Origin of the sequence: Bdellovibrio sp. GT3 (assembly GCF_037996765.1) — a bacterium.
GTDB lineage: Bacteria > Bdellovibrionota > Bdellovibrionia > Bdellovibrionales > Bdellovibrionaceae > Bdellovibrio.
The window spans coordinates 1,032,397-1,046,568 of the sequence record NZ_JBBNAD010000004.1; the positions used below are offsets into that span (position 1 = coordinate 1,032,397).

13 protein-coding genes are annotated in these 14,172 nt (G+C 46.2%); 4 read left to right on the plus strand and 9 right to left on the minus strand.

Going from position 1 to position 14,172, the window contains the following annotated elements; translation table 11 throughout:
- The first annotated feature begins 4 nt into the window (after positions 1 to 4).
- Positions 5 to 583 carry an NADPH-dependent FMN reductase gene (locus AAAA73_RS06600; protein WP_340597402.1) on the plus strand — a complete coding sequence of 193 codons (579 nt, stop codon included), beginning with the start codon at positions 5 to 7 and terminating at the stop codon, positions 581 to 583.
- Here the strand turns inward: AAAA73_RS06600 and AAAA73_RS06605 are convergent.
- The gene (locus AAAA73_RS06605; protein ID WP_340597403.1) at positions 561 to 734 is read right to left on the minus strand and encodes a hypothetical protein; all 174 of its coding nucleotides are present in this window, start codon (positions 732 to 734) and stop codon (positions 561 to 563) included. The two genes, AAAA73_RS06600 and AAAA73_RS06605, sit on opposite strands and share 23 nt — an antisense overlap.
- Positions 735 to 935: 201 nt before the next feature.
- On the opposite strand from AAAA73_RS06605, the gene AAAA73_RS06610 reads away from it, so the two are divergent.
- Positions 936 to 2,807 carry a potassium transporter Kup gene (locus AAAA73_RS06610; protein WP_340597404.1) on the plus strand — a complete coding sequence of 624 codons (1,872 nt, stop codon included), beginning with the start codon at positions 936 to 938 and terminating at the stop codon, positions 2,805 to 2,807.
- A gap of 7 nt (positions 2,808 to 2,814) precedes the next feature.
- Here AAAA73_RS06610 and AAAA73_RS06615 read toward each other — a convergent pair whose 3' ends face one another.
- A complete protein-coding gene (locus AAAA73_RS06615; RefSeq protein ID WP_340597405.1) occupies positions 2,815 to 3,981 on the minus strand; it encodes a patatin-like phospholipase family protein in 1,167 nt (388 codons plus the stop codon).
- A gap of 151 nt (positions 3,982 to 4,132) precedes the next feature.
- On the minus strand, positions 4,133 to 4,417 hold the full coding sequence (locus tag AAAA73_RS06620) for a hypothetical protein (protein ID WP_340597406.1): 285 nt from the start codon (positions 4,415 to 4,417) through the stop codon (positions 4,133 to 4,135).
- A 414-nt stretch (positions 4,418 to 4,831) separates the two neighbouring features.
- Here AAAA73_RS06620 and AAAA73_RS06625 point away from each other — a divergent pair, with 414 nt between their 5' ends.
- The gene (locus tag AAAA73_RS06625; protein ID WP_340597407.1) at positions 4,832 to 5,812 is read left to right on the plus strand and encodes a hypothetical protein; all 981 of its coding nucleotides are present in this window, start codon (positions 4,832 to 4,834) and stop codon (positions 5,810 to 5,812) included.
- Positions 5,813 to 5,866: 54 nt separating this feature from the next.
- Here the strand turns inward: AAAA73_RS06625 and AAAA73_RS06630 are convergent, their stop codons facing one another.
- Positions 5,867 to 7,675 carry a glycoside hydrolase family 15 protein gene (locus AAAA73_RS06630; protein WP_340597408.1) on the minus strand — a complete coding sequence of 603 codons (1,809 nt, stop codon included), beginning with the start codon at positions 7,673 to 7,675 and terminating at the stop codon, positions 5,867 to 5,869.
- Positions 7,676 to 7,723: 48 nt separating this feature from the next.
- Here AAAA73_RS06630 and AAAA73_RS06635 point away from each other — a divergent pair, with 48 nt between their 5' ends.
- Positions 7,724 to 9,940, plus strand: coding sequence for a bifunctional alpha,alpha-trehalose-phosphate synthase (UDP-forming)/trehalose-phosphatase (locus tag AAAA73_RS06635; protein WP_340597409.1), 2,217 nt, complete (start codon positions 7,724 to 7,726; stop codon positions 9,938 to 9,940).
- Positions 9,941 to 9,970: 30 nt separating this feature from the next.
- Here AAAA73_RS06635 and AAAA73_RS06640 read toward each other — a convergent pair whose 3' ends face one another.
- From AAAA73_RS06640 to acpP, 5 genes are all read right to left on the minus strand, one after another.
- Positions 9,971 to 10,546 carry a M23 family metallopeptidase gene (locus AAAA73_RS06640; protein WP_340597410.1) on the minus strand — a complete coding sequence of 192 codons (576 nt, stop codon included), beginning with the start codon at positions 10,544 to 10,546 and terminating at the stop codon, positions 9,971 to 9,973.
- A gap of 173 nt (positions 10,547 to 10,719) precedes the next feature.
- Positions 10,720 to 11,967: a serine hydroxymethyltransferase gene (gene glyA, locus AAAA73_RS06645; protein ID WP_340597411.1), complete on the minus strand. Its 1,248-nt coding sequence runs from the start codon at positions 11,965 to 11,967 to the stop codon at positions 10,720 to 10,722.
- 83 nt (positions 11,968 to 12,050) lie between these two features.
- Positions 12,051 to 12,527 carry an RpiB/LacA/LacB family sugar-phosphate isomerase gene (locus AAAA73_RS06650; RefSeq protein WP_340597412.1) on the minus strand — a complete coding sequence of 159 codons (477 nt, stop codon included), beginning with the start codon at positions 12,525 to 12,527 and terminating at the stop codon, positions 12,051 to 12,053.
- 57 nt (positions 12,528 to 12,584) lie between these two features.
- Positions 12,585 to 13,856: a beta-ketoacyl-ACP synthase II gene (gene fabF, locus AAAA73_RS06655; protein WP_340597413.1), complete on the minus strand. Its 1,272-nt coding sequence runs from the start codon at positions 13,854 to 13,856 to the stop codon at positions 12,585 to 12,587.
- 5 nt (positions 13,857 to 13,861) lie between these two features.
- Positions 13,862 to 14,098: an acyl carrier protein gene (acpP, locus tag AAAA73_RS06660; protein WP_142700235.1), complete on the minus strand. Its 237-nt coding sequence runs from the start codon at positions 14,096 to 14,098 to the stop codon at positions 13,862 to 13,864.
- Positions 14,099 to 14,172: the final 74 nt, after the last annotated feature.

Consider the following 14,172-nt stretch of genomic DNA (forward strand, 5'->3'; position numbering starts at 1 on the left):
ACGAATGAAATACATTATCGCAGGCACCGATCGCCCGGACTCTAAAACGCTGAAGTTGGCCCATTATGTTCAAGGGATTTATGAAGCTCAGGGTGAGCATGTCGAGATTATTGATCTGGTGGAGGTTAAGGAACACCTTCATACCGGACCTCATTATGGAAAAACCCATTCTGGATTGCAGCCTTATTTGGATAAATTGGTGGCTTCCGAAGGATTGATCGTTATTTGTCCTGAGTACAACGGTTCCATGCCAGGAGCTTTGAAGTACTTCATCGATCACATGAAGTTTCCTGAAACGTTTGAGTATCGCCCGGTGTGTTTCATTGGCTTGGGTTGGATGTTTGGTGGACTTCGTCCGATTGAACATCTGCAACAGGTCTTTGGCTACCGCAATGCCTTCATTTACCCAGAACGTATCTTCATCATGAATGCTCCCAAGGTTTTGAATGACGAAGGTGAGCCACAAGATGAAACCATCAAGCAGTTGTTGGTGAAGCAGGCGACAGGATTCAGAAACTTTGTTTCTGCCTTGTCAGCTTTCAAAATCGACGCAAATTCTATTATTGCGTCAAAGAAGTCGTAGTAGCTGATGCTGGGTGGCTGTTGTCAGCCAGCGTCTTATCAGTCAGACGACCTTCAAAATAGATCAGCCCGATTAAAATCAATGCTGCCAGAGCCCACTTGGAGTGGGCGATGGTCCGCAGAACCAGGTTTTTATGATCAGATCGAAACATAAGTTTACTCCCTGAACCTCTATTTTCCCTCAACGCACAAAAATAAGGCAACTGAAGAAGGCGTAATGTGAAGTGCTGCGTTACAAACATATGTCCAGCTACTGACAAGAGCTTCGTGATTCCCTACACTTAACTTTTAAAACTTAAGGGAGTTGCGCTATCGAACACCAAGACCATGGTCATAAAAACGCCAATCTCGCGATGCTTTCACTCGCGGCTTTGGGAATTGTATTCGGTGATATCGGAACCAGCCCGTTGTACGCCTTGCGCGAATGTTTCGGTGGTGAGTACGGTTTGAATGTCACTCCCGAGAACATCATCGGAATTCTCTCGTTGATTTTCTGGACACTGATTACTGTTATCTGCGTGAAGTACATGGCGTTCGTTATGCGTGCCGATAATAAAGGTGAAGGTGGAATTCTTTCCTTAATGGCTTTGGCGGTGCGCAGTCAGCACACGAAAGACATCACTCATCGTCGCTGGATTATGACCATCCTCGGTCTTTTTGGTGCGGCACTTCTTTATGGAGACGGTGTTATTACTCCGGCCATCTCTGTTTTGTCTGCGATGGAAGGTTTGAAAGTCGTCACTGATAAGTTCGATCCCTACATTATTCCAACCACGATTTTCATCATCAATGCCTTGTTTCTGATGCAAAGATACGGGACCGGAAAAATCGGTGTGATCTTTGGGCCCATCTTGATGTTGTGGTTTACGACACTGGGAACCTTGGGCACCATCGGCTTGTTTAACAACCCGCAAATCCTTGAAGCCTTGTGGCCTCATCATGCGATTGAATTTTTCTTCCGAAATGGTGTTCATGCCTTTTTGGTATTGGGCTCTGTCGTCCTGGTTGTGACTGGTGGAGAGGCACTCTATGCCGACATGGGGCACTTCGGTAAAACGCCGATTCGCATGGCGTGGTTCTTTGTGGCGTTGCCGGCTTTGGTATTGAATTATTTCGGGCAAGGTGCACTTTTACTTTCAGATCCTACAGCAATTGAAAATCCATTTTACTTGCTGGCTCCCAAGTGGGCGATCATTCCCATGGTTTGTCTAAGTACTTCCGCCGCGGTAATTGCCTCCCAGGCATTGATTTCCGGCGTGTTCTCAATTACTCGTCAGGCGATCCAGCTGGGGTTCTGTCCGCGTATTAATATCGTGCACACTTCCTCCCAGGAGATCGGTCAGATTTATATTCCGGCCATCAACTGGTCTTTGTTCATCGGCGTAGTCTGGTTGGTATTGACGTTTAAAACCTCCAGTAATCTGGCTGCGGCCTACGGTATTGCGGTGACGGGGACGATGGTTATCACCACTATCCTAGCCTATGAAGTTGCCCGCCAAAAATGGAACTGGAGCTTCTTTAAGGCATTCAGTATTTTTGGTGTGTTCTTTATTATCGATGCTGCTTTCTTTGCGGCAAATATCCATAAAATCCCGCATGGCGGTTGGGTGCCATTGGTGATTGGTGCGTTGATTTATCTTTTGATGACAACATGGCAGAAGGGCCGCCAGGTTCTTTTCCGTCGATTGAAAGAGCGCTCCATGCCGACAGAAGATTTCATGCTGAAGCTTCTGCGTGAGCCGCCGATTCGTGTTCCAGGTACGGCCATCTATATGTCGGGAGATCCATGGGGTGTGCCAGCGCCGTTGTTACATAATTTAAAACACAACAAAGTTCTGCATCAGCGAGTGGCGATTTTGACCATTCAAACGCGCGAGGTTCCGTTCGTTTCCAAAAAAGACAATATTTCCATTCAGGAGATTGTTCCGAACTTTTACCGCATTCTTGCGTATTACGGATTCATGGAAACTCCGAAGATGAAACACATCCTTGAGGCTTGCCGCAACAAGGACATCAACTTCAACGTCAACGAGACCACTTTTGTTTTGGGCCGTGAGACTATTATCGCCACCAAGGGCGGCCCACCACGACCGGATGAGCCTCATATGTCGCACTGGCGTGAGCGTCTGTTCGCAGTGATGTCCAAGAATGCGCAAAGACCCACGGCCTTCTTCCGAATTCCACCGAATCAGGTGATCGAAGTGGGGATTCAGGTCGAGATTTAAACTCGGCCTATAAGGCGGGAGCTGCTGAGGATTCAATATGTCTATTGGTGCCCAGCAGCTTTTCAATTTTATCCTGCTCAGTCATGCCATCCTGATATCCGATCTCCAGTAAAGTTTGAATGTACTGCTTTTCAAACAGAAGAAAGCTCGCCAGCTCAGCGGATTCCTCCAGACTGCCCAAGCCCTTCAGAAGATAGCGAATCATTCGGGGAAGTTCGTGCGCATGCTCTGCCGCGATTTTCGAAAAGTCCTGTGAAGGTGATACCCAGACGACGTCCACTGGTTTCACTGTCAGGTTTTTACGCGCGCTCGAGGCAATCTTGCTTAAAGCCAGATTGATGCGCTCAATTCTTTCAATATCAAACTCAAGTCCATCGCTCATGATGGCATGAAGTAAGACACTCGCGACACGTGCCACACTGGGCTCCTGAGCAGGTGCTGTTTCGTGTGTAGTATAACAGACCTCCTGCTGGCGCCGGACTCCGATCGCCAGTATGCGATCCGCACCCATGTAGATGGCGGGAGCGCAGGGGCTGAAGTTCCGAATCGACCCATCCCCGAAGTACCTGGAACCCACTGCAGTCGGTGGGAATAAAACCGGAATGGCCGATGAAGCCATCACGTGATCGACGGTGAGCAGGGATCTTACGGCCTGTCTTCGTACTCTTTCCCATAATTCTATCTCCTGGGCCCCTTGAATAAAGGTGACCGTTGATGAGGTGTGGAAATCCAAAGCGGAAATTCCCACGCCATGAATTTTTCCTGATTCGATTTTCTTTTGAATGTTTTCAAACTTGCAGTTTTTCTGAATGAGCTCCCGCAGAGGTGCCGTGCTTAGCAAGGACTTTCCCGGGGTGCGCTTCATGCCTCCGCTGGATAAGTCCATCAACCAATGAAGAGCACCGCGAGTCAGGGAGATTGGATCAGAGATAAAAACATCGTGGCTTTGTAAACTCCCCCAGACATTTTCCAGAGCCGCGCAAGCTTCCTGAAAATTCCCCGGATGTGATATGAGCCCACAAGTGTTGATCGCACCTGCACTCACTCCCGTATAGACTTTAAAAGGATTGTCGATTGAAAGTTTTTTGCAAATTTCCGCCACCGCCAATAGCACGCCGACCTGATAAGCTCCTCGTGCGCCGCCACCTGAAAGTACCAGGCCTAGGTTTGACATAGATACGGACTCCTTTTGGACTTGCGAGCGGGGGAGGATAGAGAGAAACTATGTACAAGACGAGGTTGTGATAGTGACTTCAAATTTGCTATCCCACTCTATTTGAAAGAGCGTTGACCTCGCTAAGGGAGCCTACGGCTCCCTTCTTTTTTTACTGCATGTTTCTTGAGCTTTTAAATGCCTCGCGCTCGGCTCTTCTTTCTGCCTCTAATATTTCAGACAAGTTCGTGCGCCGCTCTTTAACGGTGCGATCAATTTTATTCAGATAGGACGCCAGATGATGAAACAGCTTTTCTGTTTCTGAGTCTGTTTCCAGGCGACCTTCTTCACCTTTAATTTCCTCAATCAATCGATCGATAATAAAAAGTGCGGCATTCAGGTTGGTGCCCACTTCATGCAGAAACTCGGTCTCTTTATATAGTTCGCGATCCACCATGATTCCCCCTGAAGGAATTATGCGAACTCGTTCCCGGGCTCACAACATGTAGCATTACAGTCCCTTATGACGCCTTGCGTGGAAAATTTATAAACCAATCCTGGAGCCAAAATGAGCTTCCCTTGGGTCATTTAACTCAAATCAAATCTGCTTAGTTTTTAAGCTGAAACGCGTCTTCTTAGCGGAAATATTAGGTTATTGTTAAGAAATGGTATTGAAATGGGACCAAAGTGCTGGCACTTTCATTGCTTATATTCAAGTTGGCTCCATTTTGGGACCAGTTGATTGCTCCAGATGAAATCGTAGTGAATGTGAAACGACAACTATCTGAAAAGCAGCAGCGTTGAATAAATGAAGTTAGAAATTTAACGGTTAACAACGATTAACAAAAGAAAACGAAAAGGGGATCAACAGGTGAAAAAACAAATTCTTTCATCACTGATTTTGGCGGGAACTTTGGTAGTAGCAACTGCTCAAGCTGAAGAAAACCAAAATGCAAACACAAGCACAGTTAAAGTAACTGACGTTCAAAAAAAGGACGAGCAAAACAAAGGTGATCTGGATCAAGAGATCACAAATGCAAAAATGCGTGCGGAGTCTGGTTCTAAATCCAAACTTTCTATCGCAATGGATTTGACGTACAACGGTGGTAACTTGGAAGAACCATTTGGACCAGTTCGTCCAAACTACGCTGGTGTATCTGGCGCGGATTCCAATACTTCTCTTTCTGCTGATATCGCGGTTGCATACCGTTTGTCTGCACGTGATTCACTTCGTTTTGGTGCTGGTGCAAACATCGATACTCCACTTCAAAACAACACTTCTGAATCTACAAACCAAGATGGCTACAGAAAAGCTTCTGTTTCCACTCCGTACGTTTCATGGGGTCGTTCATTCCGTGCGATGAACTTGCAACAATCCGTATCTGTTGGTGGTTACTACTACACAACTCCGTACATGACTGAAATTTACAAAGCGAACTCTTCATTGTCTGCAAGCTGGACTGTATTGGGTGAAATCCCGAACACAAACTGGCAACCAGGTTTGAGCTTGTCTCTAAGCTATGTATTCTTTGATGACAGCGCGAATGCTGGTGACACTGCTTCCAGTGGTGGTGCGGGTCGTTCTGATTACTCTATCGGTTTGTTCCCATTCATCGAATACGCTTTCAACGACATGTTCTCTTTCAGAACTGTATTCCGTCCATCAAGCTTCGATCACTACCGTAACGATGATGCAACGACTTTTGACCACAACATGTGGACTCAATCTGTTGGTTTGGGTATCGCAATGACTCGTGACGTATACTTGTATCCGAACCTTCAGTTCGCTCCAGAATACGCTCAAGCAGACACTACAAACGTAGGTATCTCTGCAACTATCAACATGTTCTAATCATTTAGAAAATGAAGATGCAAAAAAGGCAGCCAGTAAAGAGGCTGCCTTTTTTTATTCGTGAATAAAGAAAGCCGGGGAATTCAAAGCCCGGTCGATCGCAAAAGCACAGTTGATCAATCCGACGTGACTGTATGTCTGCGGGAAGTTTCCCCACTGACTGTTCATCTCGACATCGTAGTCCTCGCTCATAAGTCCCACGTGATTCTGTGTCGTGATCACACGCTTGAGCAGCTTCTCGGCCTCACTCGCGTGCCCTAAGTTTGCCAAGGCTTCGATATACCAAAAACTGCAAACCAAAAACGCTGACTTTTGCACGCCGAAATCATCCGCGTGCTTGTAGCGCAGGAAGAAGCCTGGAGACAGCTCCAGTTCCTTGCGAATCGCTTCCAGGTGATCCATGGCCGCTTCGGGTGATTTGTTCTTAAAGTAGCCCAGCGTGATCAATTGAAGCATGCAGGCGTCCATCTCGTCAGTGCCCAGCGCCTGCGCATATGCTTTTTTGGCAGGGGAGTAAGATTTTTCAATCAATTGGGCAGCATGCTGAACAGCTTTTTCCGCACGGACTAACATATCCTGATCTTCGATGGATTTTGCGATCGACTTTGCAGCCAGCGCCCCTGCCCAATGAAACATCAGTGTATAAGTATGAACTGATTGTTTGCCGCGGAATTCCCATACTCCGTTATCGGGTGCCTCCATGTAACGTTCAATGTGTTTCAGGATCGATTTGATAATTTGCGGTGAGGATTTTTTAACATTCAGTCGTTCATCAGTGTAAAGTTTAAAGAAAGTCAGCAGGACCTGGCCATAAACATCGTGCTGAATCTGACTGCCAGCCTGATTTCCCACGCGAACTGGCTTATTACCCATATATCCATTGAGATCCTCAACGATCTCGGTCATCTCTTTGGTGCCATCAATGCGATAGCACGGTTGCAGATTTTCAAGATTGTCGATATCCAGATTTTCGATGAAGGAAGTATATTTCTTCATCTCTTCAAACTGACCCAAAGAGTTCAATGCCGATAAAGTATAATAAGTATCTCGCACCCAGCAAAAGCGATAGTCCCAGTTGCGACCTTCTTGATCAATCTCAGGCAGGCTGGTGGTTGTGGCCGCAGTAATGGCTCCAGTGTCTTCATACTGATGAAGCTTTAATGCCAGTGCAGAGCGAATCACTTCTTTTTGAAACACACTTGGTAAATGACAGTGTTCCACCCAGGTGTTCCAGTATTTTTCTGTGCGTTTTAAGAAATCTTCAAATGTTGTTTCAAGTGGAGCTTCGAAGGGAACACCCCAGCTTAAAACAAAATAGAGATCATCATTCACCACAAATGATTTTTCCTCATTGATATAGCTGATTGATGCATTTGTTGTAAGGCGAACAGGTTGTTCTAGTCCTTCGTAGCGAATGTGATTGCTGCCCATGAGACGTTGCGGAATTTTTTTTCCGTAATCTCCAACTGGGTGGCATTTCACGTTTATGCGCGGTTGTCCCGAGAGCTTTTTTACTTTGCGAAACAGCATTAAGGGTTTATGATATCTTTCATAGAGATTAAATCTCGGTGCGAAATCTATCACCTCAAATGCACCATCCTTTGTCTCAAAACGAGTGCAAAGAATATTTGTGTTCTTGATATACTCCTGTGTTGATTTGAAATCCTTTGTCGCAGGCTTGATCGAAAATTCTCCGCCTTTTTCATCATCTATCAAGGACCCAAAAATAAAACTTGAATCGAATCGCGGCCAGCATAACCAGCGGATGTTGGCGTCTTGATCTACCAGGCCTGAATAAGCGCAATTGCCTATGAGGCCCAAATTATAACGGTGTGAATTTAATGGATTGGTTTTTACAGACATGTTCAATCCTTTCTTTGTTCTCTGCCATTTATCCTAAAGGAGGAATTGATGATATCAAAGTCCAAAAGAATCTTCGTCAGTAATCGTTTGCCATTCAGTATAAATAGCAAAGGTGATTTGAAAAGAGGAAGTGGGGGACTGGTATCAGCATTGATGGGTGTTTGTCAGAATGAACCCTTTGCGTGGTTTGGATTTGAAACAGATGCTTCGCATGCCGCAAAAATTCCTGAGGCTGCTAAAAAGATTCTTCCGGATTTGGATTGCTATCCTGTGGTGCTAAGTAAAGACAAGTATGACAAGTACTACAACGGATTTGCGAATGATATTATCTGGCCACTTTTTCACTATGAAAGTCATCTCGCCAACTTCAATCGCAAAAATTGGGAGCAGTATAAAGAAGCCAATAAACTGATGGCCCAGGAGATAGCGAAAGTTGCAACTCCTGGAGTCACTGTTTGGATTCATGATTTTCATTTTATGACCTTGCCTGAGTATTTGCGCGAGCTTGTGCCCGATATTAAAATTGGATTTTTTCTACATATACCATTTCCCAGTGCCGAATTGTTCAGACAGCTTCCGGTGCGCGAGGAAATTTTGCGCGGACTTTTGAACTGTGATCTGGTGGGATTTCATGAACACTCGTATTTACGACAGTTTGTTGTAAGTCTGAAAGCCTGTCTTGGTGTGGATTCATCCTTTTTCCGCGCAGAGTACAATGGGCGCACCACTCACTTCGGTGTTTATCCCATCAGTATTGAAGGCGATGAAATTAAGGAAAAATCCTGTTCAGAAGCGGTTCTGCAGAAAGTGGAGTCTTATAAAAGCAACGGCAATGCGCCGTTTATGATTTTGGGTATTGATCGCCTTGATTACACCAAAGGATTGGAACTTAAACTCAGGGGGCTGCAAGCGGCTCTTAGAAAGTACCCGGAGTTGGTCGGTCAGGTTTCCCTTATGCAGGTGGCGATTCCTACGCGGGAAAAAGTTCCAGCCTACATGAAAATAAAAAAAGAAGTCGACCAGCTTGTGGGCAACATCAACGGAGAATTTGGTTCGCCGGACTACAATCCGGTTCACTACGTTTTTAATTCTGTTTCTGAAACCGAGCTTTTAGCGTTGTATCGCAGAGCCAGTTCCGTGCTGGTCACAAGCAAGCGTGATGGTATGAATCTGGTGGCTATGGAGTACGTGATGTCCCAGGATTTGCAGGATCCGGGTGTCTTGATATTAAGTGAGTTTGCCGGTGCGGCGTCATTGTTAAGTGATGCATTGATTGTGAATCCCTGGGATGTTGACGCAATCGCAGACGCGATTTATCAAGCCTATCAGATGGATCTGGAGGAGCGGACAAATCGCATGGAGCATCTGCAGGCGATTTTATCCCGTTACTCATCAAGCAAATGGGCCCGTGGTTTTTTAAAAGAACTGGAAAGTGTTCATCAATCTGTGGCAATCACTCCCAAGAATCTGAAACCCCAGAAAAGTGCATGGTCAGATGAATTTAATCAGAACCTGATTCAAGGCCGGTTAAAGGTTTTGATCGACTATGATGGAACTATAGTGCCGATTGCCAAAAGACCTGAACAAGTTGTGCTGATGGAGGAGACTCGGGATTTATTGCGGGAGCTTGGACAGAATGCCGATGTTTATGTGATCAGTGGTCGCACCCGGGAGTTTTTGGATGCACAGCTAAAAGGACTTGATCTGGGATTGATTGCCGAACATGGGGCTTTCTATCGTGAGCCCCATGGTCCCTGGGAAAGTCGTATCTCCACAGACGTTCAATCCTGGTATCCCCATGTGGAGAGAATCATGAACGACTACTCTGAAAGAGTCCCATTGTCGTTTGTTGAAAAAAAGAAGGCCTGTCTGGTTTGGCACTTTCGATTGTCTCCGACCGACTTTGCAGCGTTTCAGTCCAAAAAACTGGATGATGAATTGCAAGTTGGTATGGCAAATGAACCTGTTTCGATCAGCCTGGGTAATAAGATTGTTGAAGCCAAAGCGGTCGAGTGCAACAAAGGGAACTTTGTCCGTTGGTTGATGAAGGAAAAAGGAAATGCCAGCAAGATCCTATGTCTGGGGGATGATCGCACGGACGAGGATATGTTTATTGCTCTTGGTAAGGCTGGCATCTCGATCAAGGTGGGAGATGGCAAAACAGCAGCAAGATACCGCTTGAAACATCAAAACGAAGTAGCGCCCTTTTTACGGGAATTGATTCAGTTTGTAAGTGAAAACCAGGAAGCCGAAGTTAGGGCATAAAAAAGGAGGGGTGACCCTCCTTTTTGTTTTTTACAGCTGTGCTGTCGCGGTAGCTGAAGTTGTCGGTAAAAGTGGCAGTGGATCAATGGGGCCACGGTTTTTGCGAATTTCAAAGTGCAAGTGAACACCGGTTGCGCGTCCTGTGCGTCCCATCGCTCCGACGACCTCGCCTTTGCGAACCTTTTGTCCTTCGGAAACCAATATCTTGTCGAAGTGAGCATACAATGTGGCCCAGCCGTCGCCAGACTCGATCAGAACCATTTTTCCATAACCTCTGAACTCACGGCCGGCATAGATCACGGTTCCGCCCTGGGCTGCCAATATTGGCGTCCCTTTAGGGGCTGCCAAATCAATACCCAAATGAGGTCTGCGTTTGTTTGGTAAAAAGCCACGGGTCATGCGCGCGCTATCCACAGGCCAATCAAAAGAGCGTTCCTCGTTATGAATTGTCAGTGGTTGGTCTGAAGCTGTTTCGCGACCGGCAGAGTATGAACCTGTTGAGAGTTCACGTGATAATGGAGTGTGATAGGTCGAGCAAGACCCTAAAAGTCCTGTGACGAAAATGCATCCTGCAAAGTTAACTAGTTGTTTCCATCCTGGTGTCATGTCCTCAACTATAGCCCACAAGGGCTCGTATCCAAAGGATTTTTTGACTTTAAATGGTATAAAAAACGACGCAAAAGCTAGGGTGAAAAATGCCTATTTTTGAGTCATTCAGCAGGGTTGGCAAAGCTCATTCTCTGACAGGAATAGAGCTTTGCCTCGACCAAAAGACAGTATTAGTAGATCGGGAAGTGTTTGCACATCTCTTTTACTTCGCTGTGCACTTTGTTTTTTAGGTCTGCATTGTCTGCGCTGTTCAAAACCTGCGCAATCCACTTTCCAATTTGCTTCATTTCTGAAGTTCCCATTCCACGCGTTGTAAGAGCTGGCGTTCCAACTCGAATACCACTTGTGACAAACGGAGAGCGTTTTTCATTTGGCACCGTGTTTTTATTCACAGTGATACCAGCTTCATCCAAGGCGATTTCTGCAACCTTGCCCGTGATTTCACGATCGGAAAGATCAATCAACATCAAGTGATTGTCAGTTCCGCCAGTAACCAGTTTAAATCCTTGAGACAAAAGCTCCTCAGACAAAGCCTTCGCATTGTCGATGACTTTTTGGCTGTACGCTTTGAATTCAGGCTTCAAGGCTTCACCGAAGGCAACAGCTTTTCCAGCGATCACATGCTCAAGGGGGCCGCCCTGAATTCCCGGGAATATGCGTGAGTTCATGATCTTCGCTTTTTCCTCAGAGTTCGTTAGAATCATCCCGCCACGAGGACCGCGCAAAGTTTTGTGAGTCGTCGTAGTCACATAATCCGCATATTCAGCCGGAGACGGGTGGTGGCCTGTAGCCACAAGACCTGCAAAGTGAGCCATGTCGACCAAAAGGTCTGCGCCCACTTCGACGGCGATCTCTTTGAATTTAGCGAAATCCAGAACGCGCGGATACGCGGAGTAACCAGCGATGATCAATCTTGGTTTGGTTTCTTTGGCTACACTTCGAATGGTGTCGTAATTAATACGACCTGTTTCTGGATCCAGTTTGTAAGAGGCTGCTTTGAATAGCATCCCGGAGAAATTCACCGGAGAACCGTGAGTCAAATGTCCACCGTGGGACAGATCCATGCCCAAGATAGTGTCGCCAGCTTTGCAAGCGGCCAAGTAAACACCCATATTGGCCTGGGATCCAGAGTGCGGCTGAACGTTCGCGAAATTCATTCCGAAAAGTTTTTTGGCGCGTTCAATCGCCAGGGTTTCAACAGTATCCACGTTAACACAACCACCGTAGTAGCGTTTGCCTGGATAGCCTTCAGCATACTTGTTGGTCAAGATGGAGCCCTGAGCTTCCATCACGGCTTTCGACGTATAGTTTTCAGAAGCGATCATCTCAAGGCCATATTGCTGGCGCTCGGATTCCTTTTGAATCACAGCGAATACTTCAGAATCAACTTGAGATAGTGGTAAAGACGTCGAATGCATGATGAAACTCCAAATAGAAGAAAGCGCCGGTAAAATGGCCGACGCTTAAAAATTATCACTTGAATAGGGGAAATTTAAAAGCCTCAACAACCAGTGTCGGTAGCCAATTTATCCACGCGGGTCTGGTGACGTCCGCCTTGGAACTTGGTGCTTAAAAAGATCTTAATCATCTTCACGGCAAGATCTGGTGAAATAAAGCGTTCACTTAATGCAATGATGTTTGCATTATTATGTTCACGTGAAAGACGAGCAATGTCTTCATTCCAGCAAAGGGCTGCGCGAATTTGTGGAAAGCGGTTTGCTCGGATCGCCATGCCTTGTCCTGATCCGCAGATCAATACACCCATCGCAGGGCCTTCCAAGGGATCGATAGTTCCGGATTTTTGATTTAGGATTTCGACCTTTGTCAGTTCTTTGCAAACTTTGTCGGCATAGTCCGGATAATCAACAGAGTCTGCAGTTAATGTGCCCTGATCTTTCCATTCAATGTCCGGCATTGCAGACATCACTTTAAGTTTTAAATCCAACCCAGCATGGTCGCTGCCGATATAAATAATCATGATAAATTCCTTGAGGTCGTACAAAGTAAAAAGCCCCTGTTTGAAAGGGGCTTTTCGTTAGTTTTTAAATTTAGAGAAGATCATGCAAGCATTTGTTCCGCCAAAGCCGAAGCTGTTGTTCAGAACGTTGTCGATCTTCGCCTCACGTGCTTTGTGAGGAACATAGTCCAGGTCGCAGTCTTCACTTGGGTTATCCAAGTTCAAAGTTGGCGGAGCAATCTGATCGCGAATTGCCATCACACAGAAAGCGGATTCAATCGCACCAGCCGCACCCAACGCGTGCCCGGTCATGGATTTAGTACTGGAGACCATCACGTTTTTCGCGTGATCACCCAAAAGGTTTTTGATCGCCGCAGTTTCCAAACCATCGCCCACTGGAGTACTGGTTCCGTGTGCATTGATGTATTGGATATCAGTGGCTTTAAGACCGGAGTCTTTCAAAGCCATGGACATCGCCGCATAACCACCGGCACCTTCAGGCGCTGGGGAAGTCATGTGGTACGCATCCGAAGAAACGCCGTAACCTGTGATTTCGCAAAGAATCTTAGCGCCACGTTTTTCCGCATGCTCCAAAGATTCAATAACCAACATCGCAGCACCTTCGCCCAGAACAAAACCATCGCGGTCTTTATCCCAAGGTCGGCTGGCTTTTTCAGGGGCATCATTGCGAGTGGAGAGAGCTCTCATCGCAGCGAAGCCGCCAACGGCCAAACGGCAGATAGTCGCTTCTGCGCCACCAGCCAACATCACATCAGCAACACCATCACGGATGTAGCGAACTGCATCTCCGATAGAGTGAACGCCAGATGCGCAAGCGGATGTAACAGAATAATTTGGACCTTTAAGGCCCAAGGAAATTGAAACCTGACCCGCAGCCAGGTTTGTGATCACGCTTGGGATAAAGAACGGACTTACACGTCCAGGTCCTTTTTCTTTCATCTTGATGGAGGTCTCTTCAAGGTTTTGCAACCCGCCGATACCCACACCAATGATAACTCCCGTTGTCGCTTTCTCTTTTTCAGAAAGCTCCAATTTCGCCATTTCAACCGCCATTTTTGAAGCGGCGATTGAATAGTGAATGAACTCATCCATTTTCTTCTGTTCTTTTTTCTCGATGTACTGATCAGCATTAAAGCCTTTCACTTCACCGGCAAAAGTCACATCGAAGCCTGTCGTATCAAATTTGGTGATCGGGGCAATGCCAGTCACACCTTTTTTTGCATTGGACCAGCTCTCCTCAATGGTATTACCAAGGGGAGTAACGGCGCCAACACCAGTTACGACGACTCTTCTTTGTGGAATGGATGGACGTTCAAATCGGGATGTCATAAAGACTACGCTTTACCTTTTTTTTCCAGGTAAGAAGCAACGTCTTGAACAGTCTTAAGCTTTTCAGCGTCTTCGTCTGGGATTTCAAGATCGAATTCTTCTTCCATAGCCATTACTAGCTCAACGATATCCAAGCTGTCTGCACCAAGATCGTCGATGAAAGAAGCTTCAGGCTTAACTTTATCTGGATCTACGCCAAGTTGTTCTACGATGATGTCTTTTACTTTTGGATGCAATGCCATTTAATCCTCCTGGGTAACATGCAAATTTATTTTTAAACTCTAATAACTAAAATAATTTTATTAACTGGAACCCG

Coding starts and splice junctions, on each gene's coding strand:
- AAAA73_RS06615 (WP_340597405.1), bottom strand. CDS start 3,981: ATGTCAAACCTAGGCCTGGTACTTTCAGGTGGCGGCGCACGAGGAGCT.
- AAAA73_RS06630 (WP_340597408.1), bottom strand. CDS start 7,675: ATGTCTGTAAAAACCAATCCATTAAATTCACACCGTTATAATTTGGGC.
- fabF (WP_340597413.1), bottom strand. CDS start 13,856: ATGACATCCCGATTTGAACGTCCATCCATTCCACAAAGAAGAGTCGTC.
- AAAA73_RS06635 (WP_340597409.1), top strand. CDS start 7,724: ATGATATCAAAGTCCAAAAGAATCTTCGTCAGTAATCGTTTGCCATTC.
- AAAA73_RS06650 (WP_340597412.1), bottom strand. CDS start 12,527: ATGATTATTTATATCGGCAGCGACCATGCTGGGTTGGATTTAAAACTT.
- acpP (WP_142700235.1), bottom strand. CDS start 14,098: ATGGCATTGCATCCAAAAGTAAAAGACATCATCGTAGAACAACTTGGC.
- AAAA73_RS06640 (WP_340597410.1), bottom strand. CDS start 10,546: ATGACACCAGGATGGAAACAACTAGTTAACTTTGCAGGATGCATTTTC.
- AAAA73_RS06605 (WP_340597403.1), bottom strand. CDS start 734: ATGTTTCGATCTGATCATAAAAACCTGGTTCTGCGGACCATCGCCCAC.
- AAAA73_RS06610 (WP_340597404.1), top strand. CDS start 936: ATGCTTTCACTCGCGGCTTTGGGAATTGTATTCGGTGATATCGGAACC.
- AAAA73_RS06620 (WP_340597406.1), bottom strand. CDS start 4,417: ATGGTGGATCGCGAACTATATAAAGAGACCGAGTTTCTGCATGAAGTG.
- AAAA73_RS06600 (WP_340597402.1), top strand. CDS start 5: ATGAAATACATTATCGCAGGCACCGATCGCCCGGACTCTAAAACGCTG.
- glyA (WP_340597411.1), bottom strand. CDS start 11,967: ATGCATTCGACGTCTTTACCACTATCTCAAGTTGATTCTGAAGTATTC.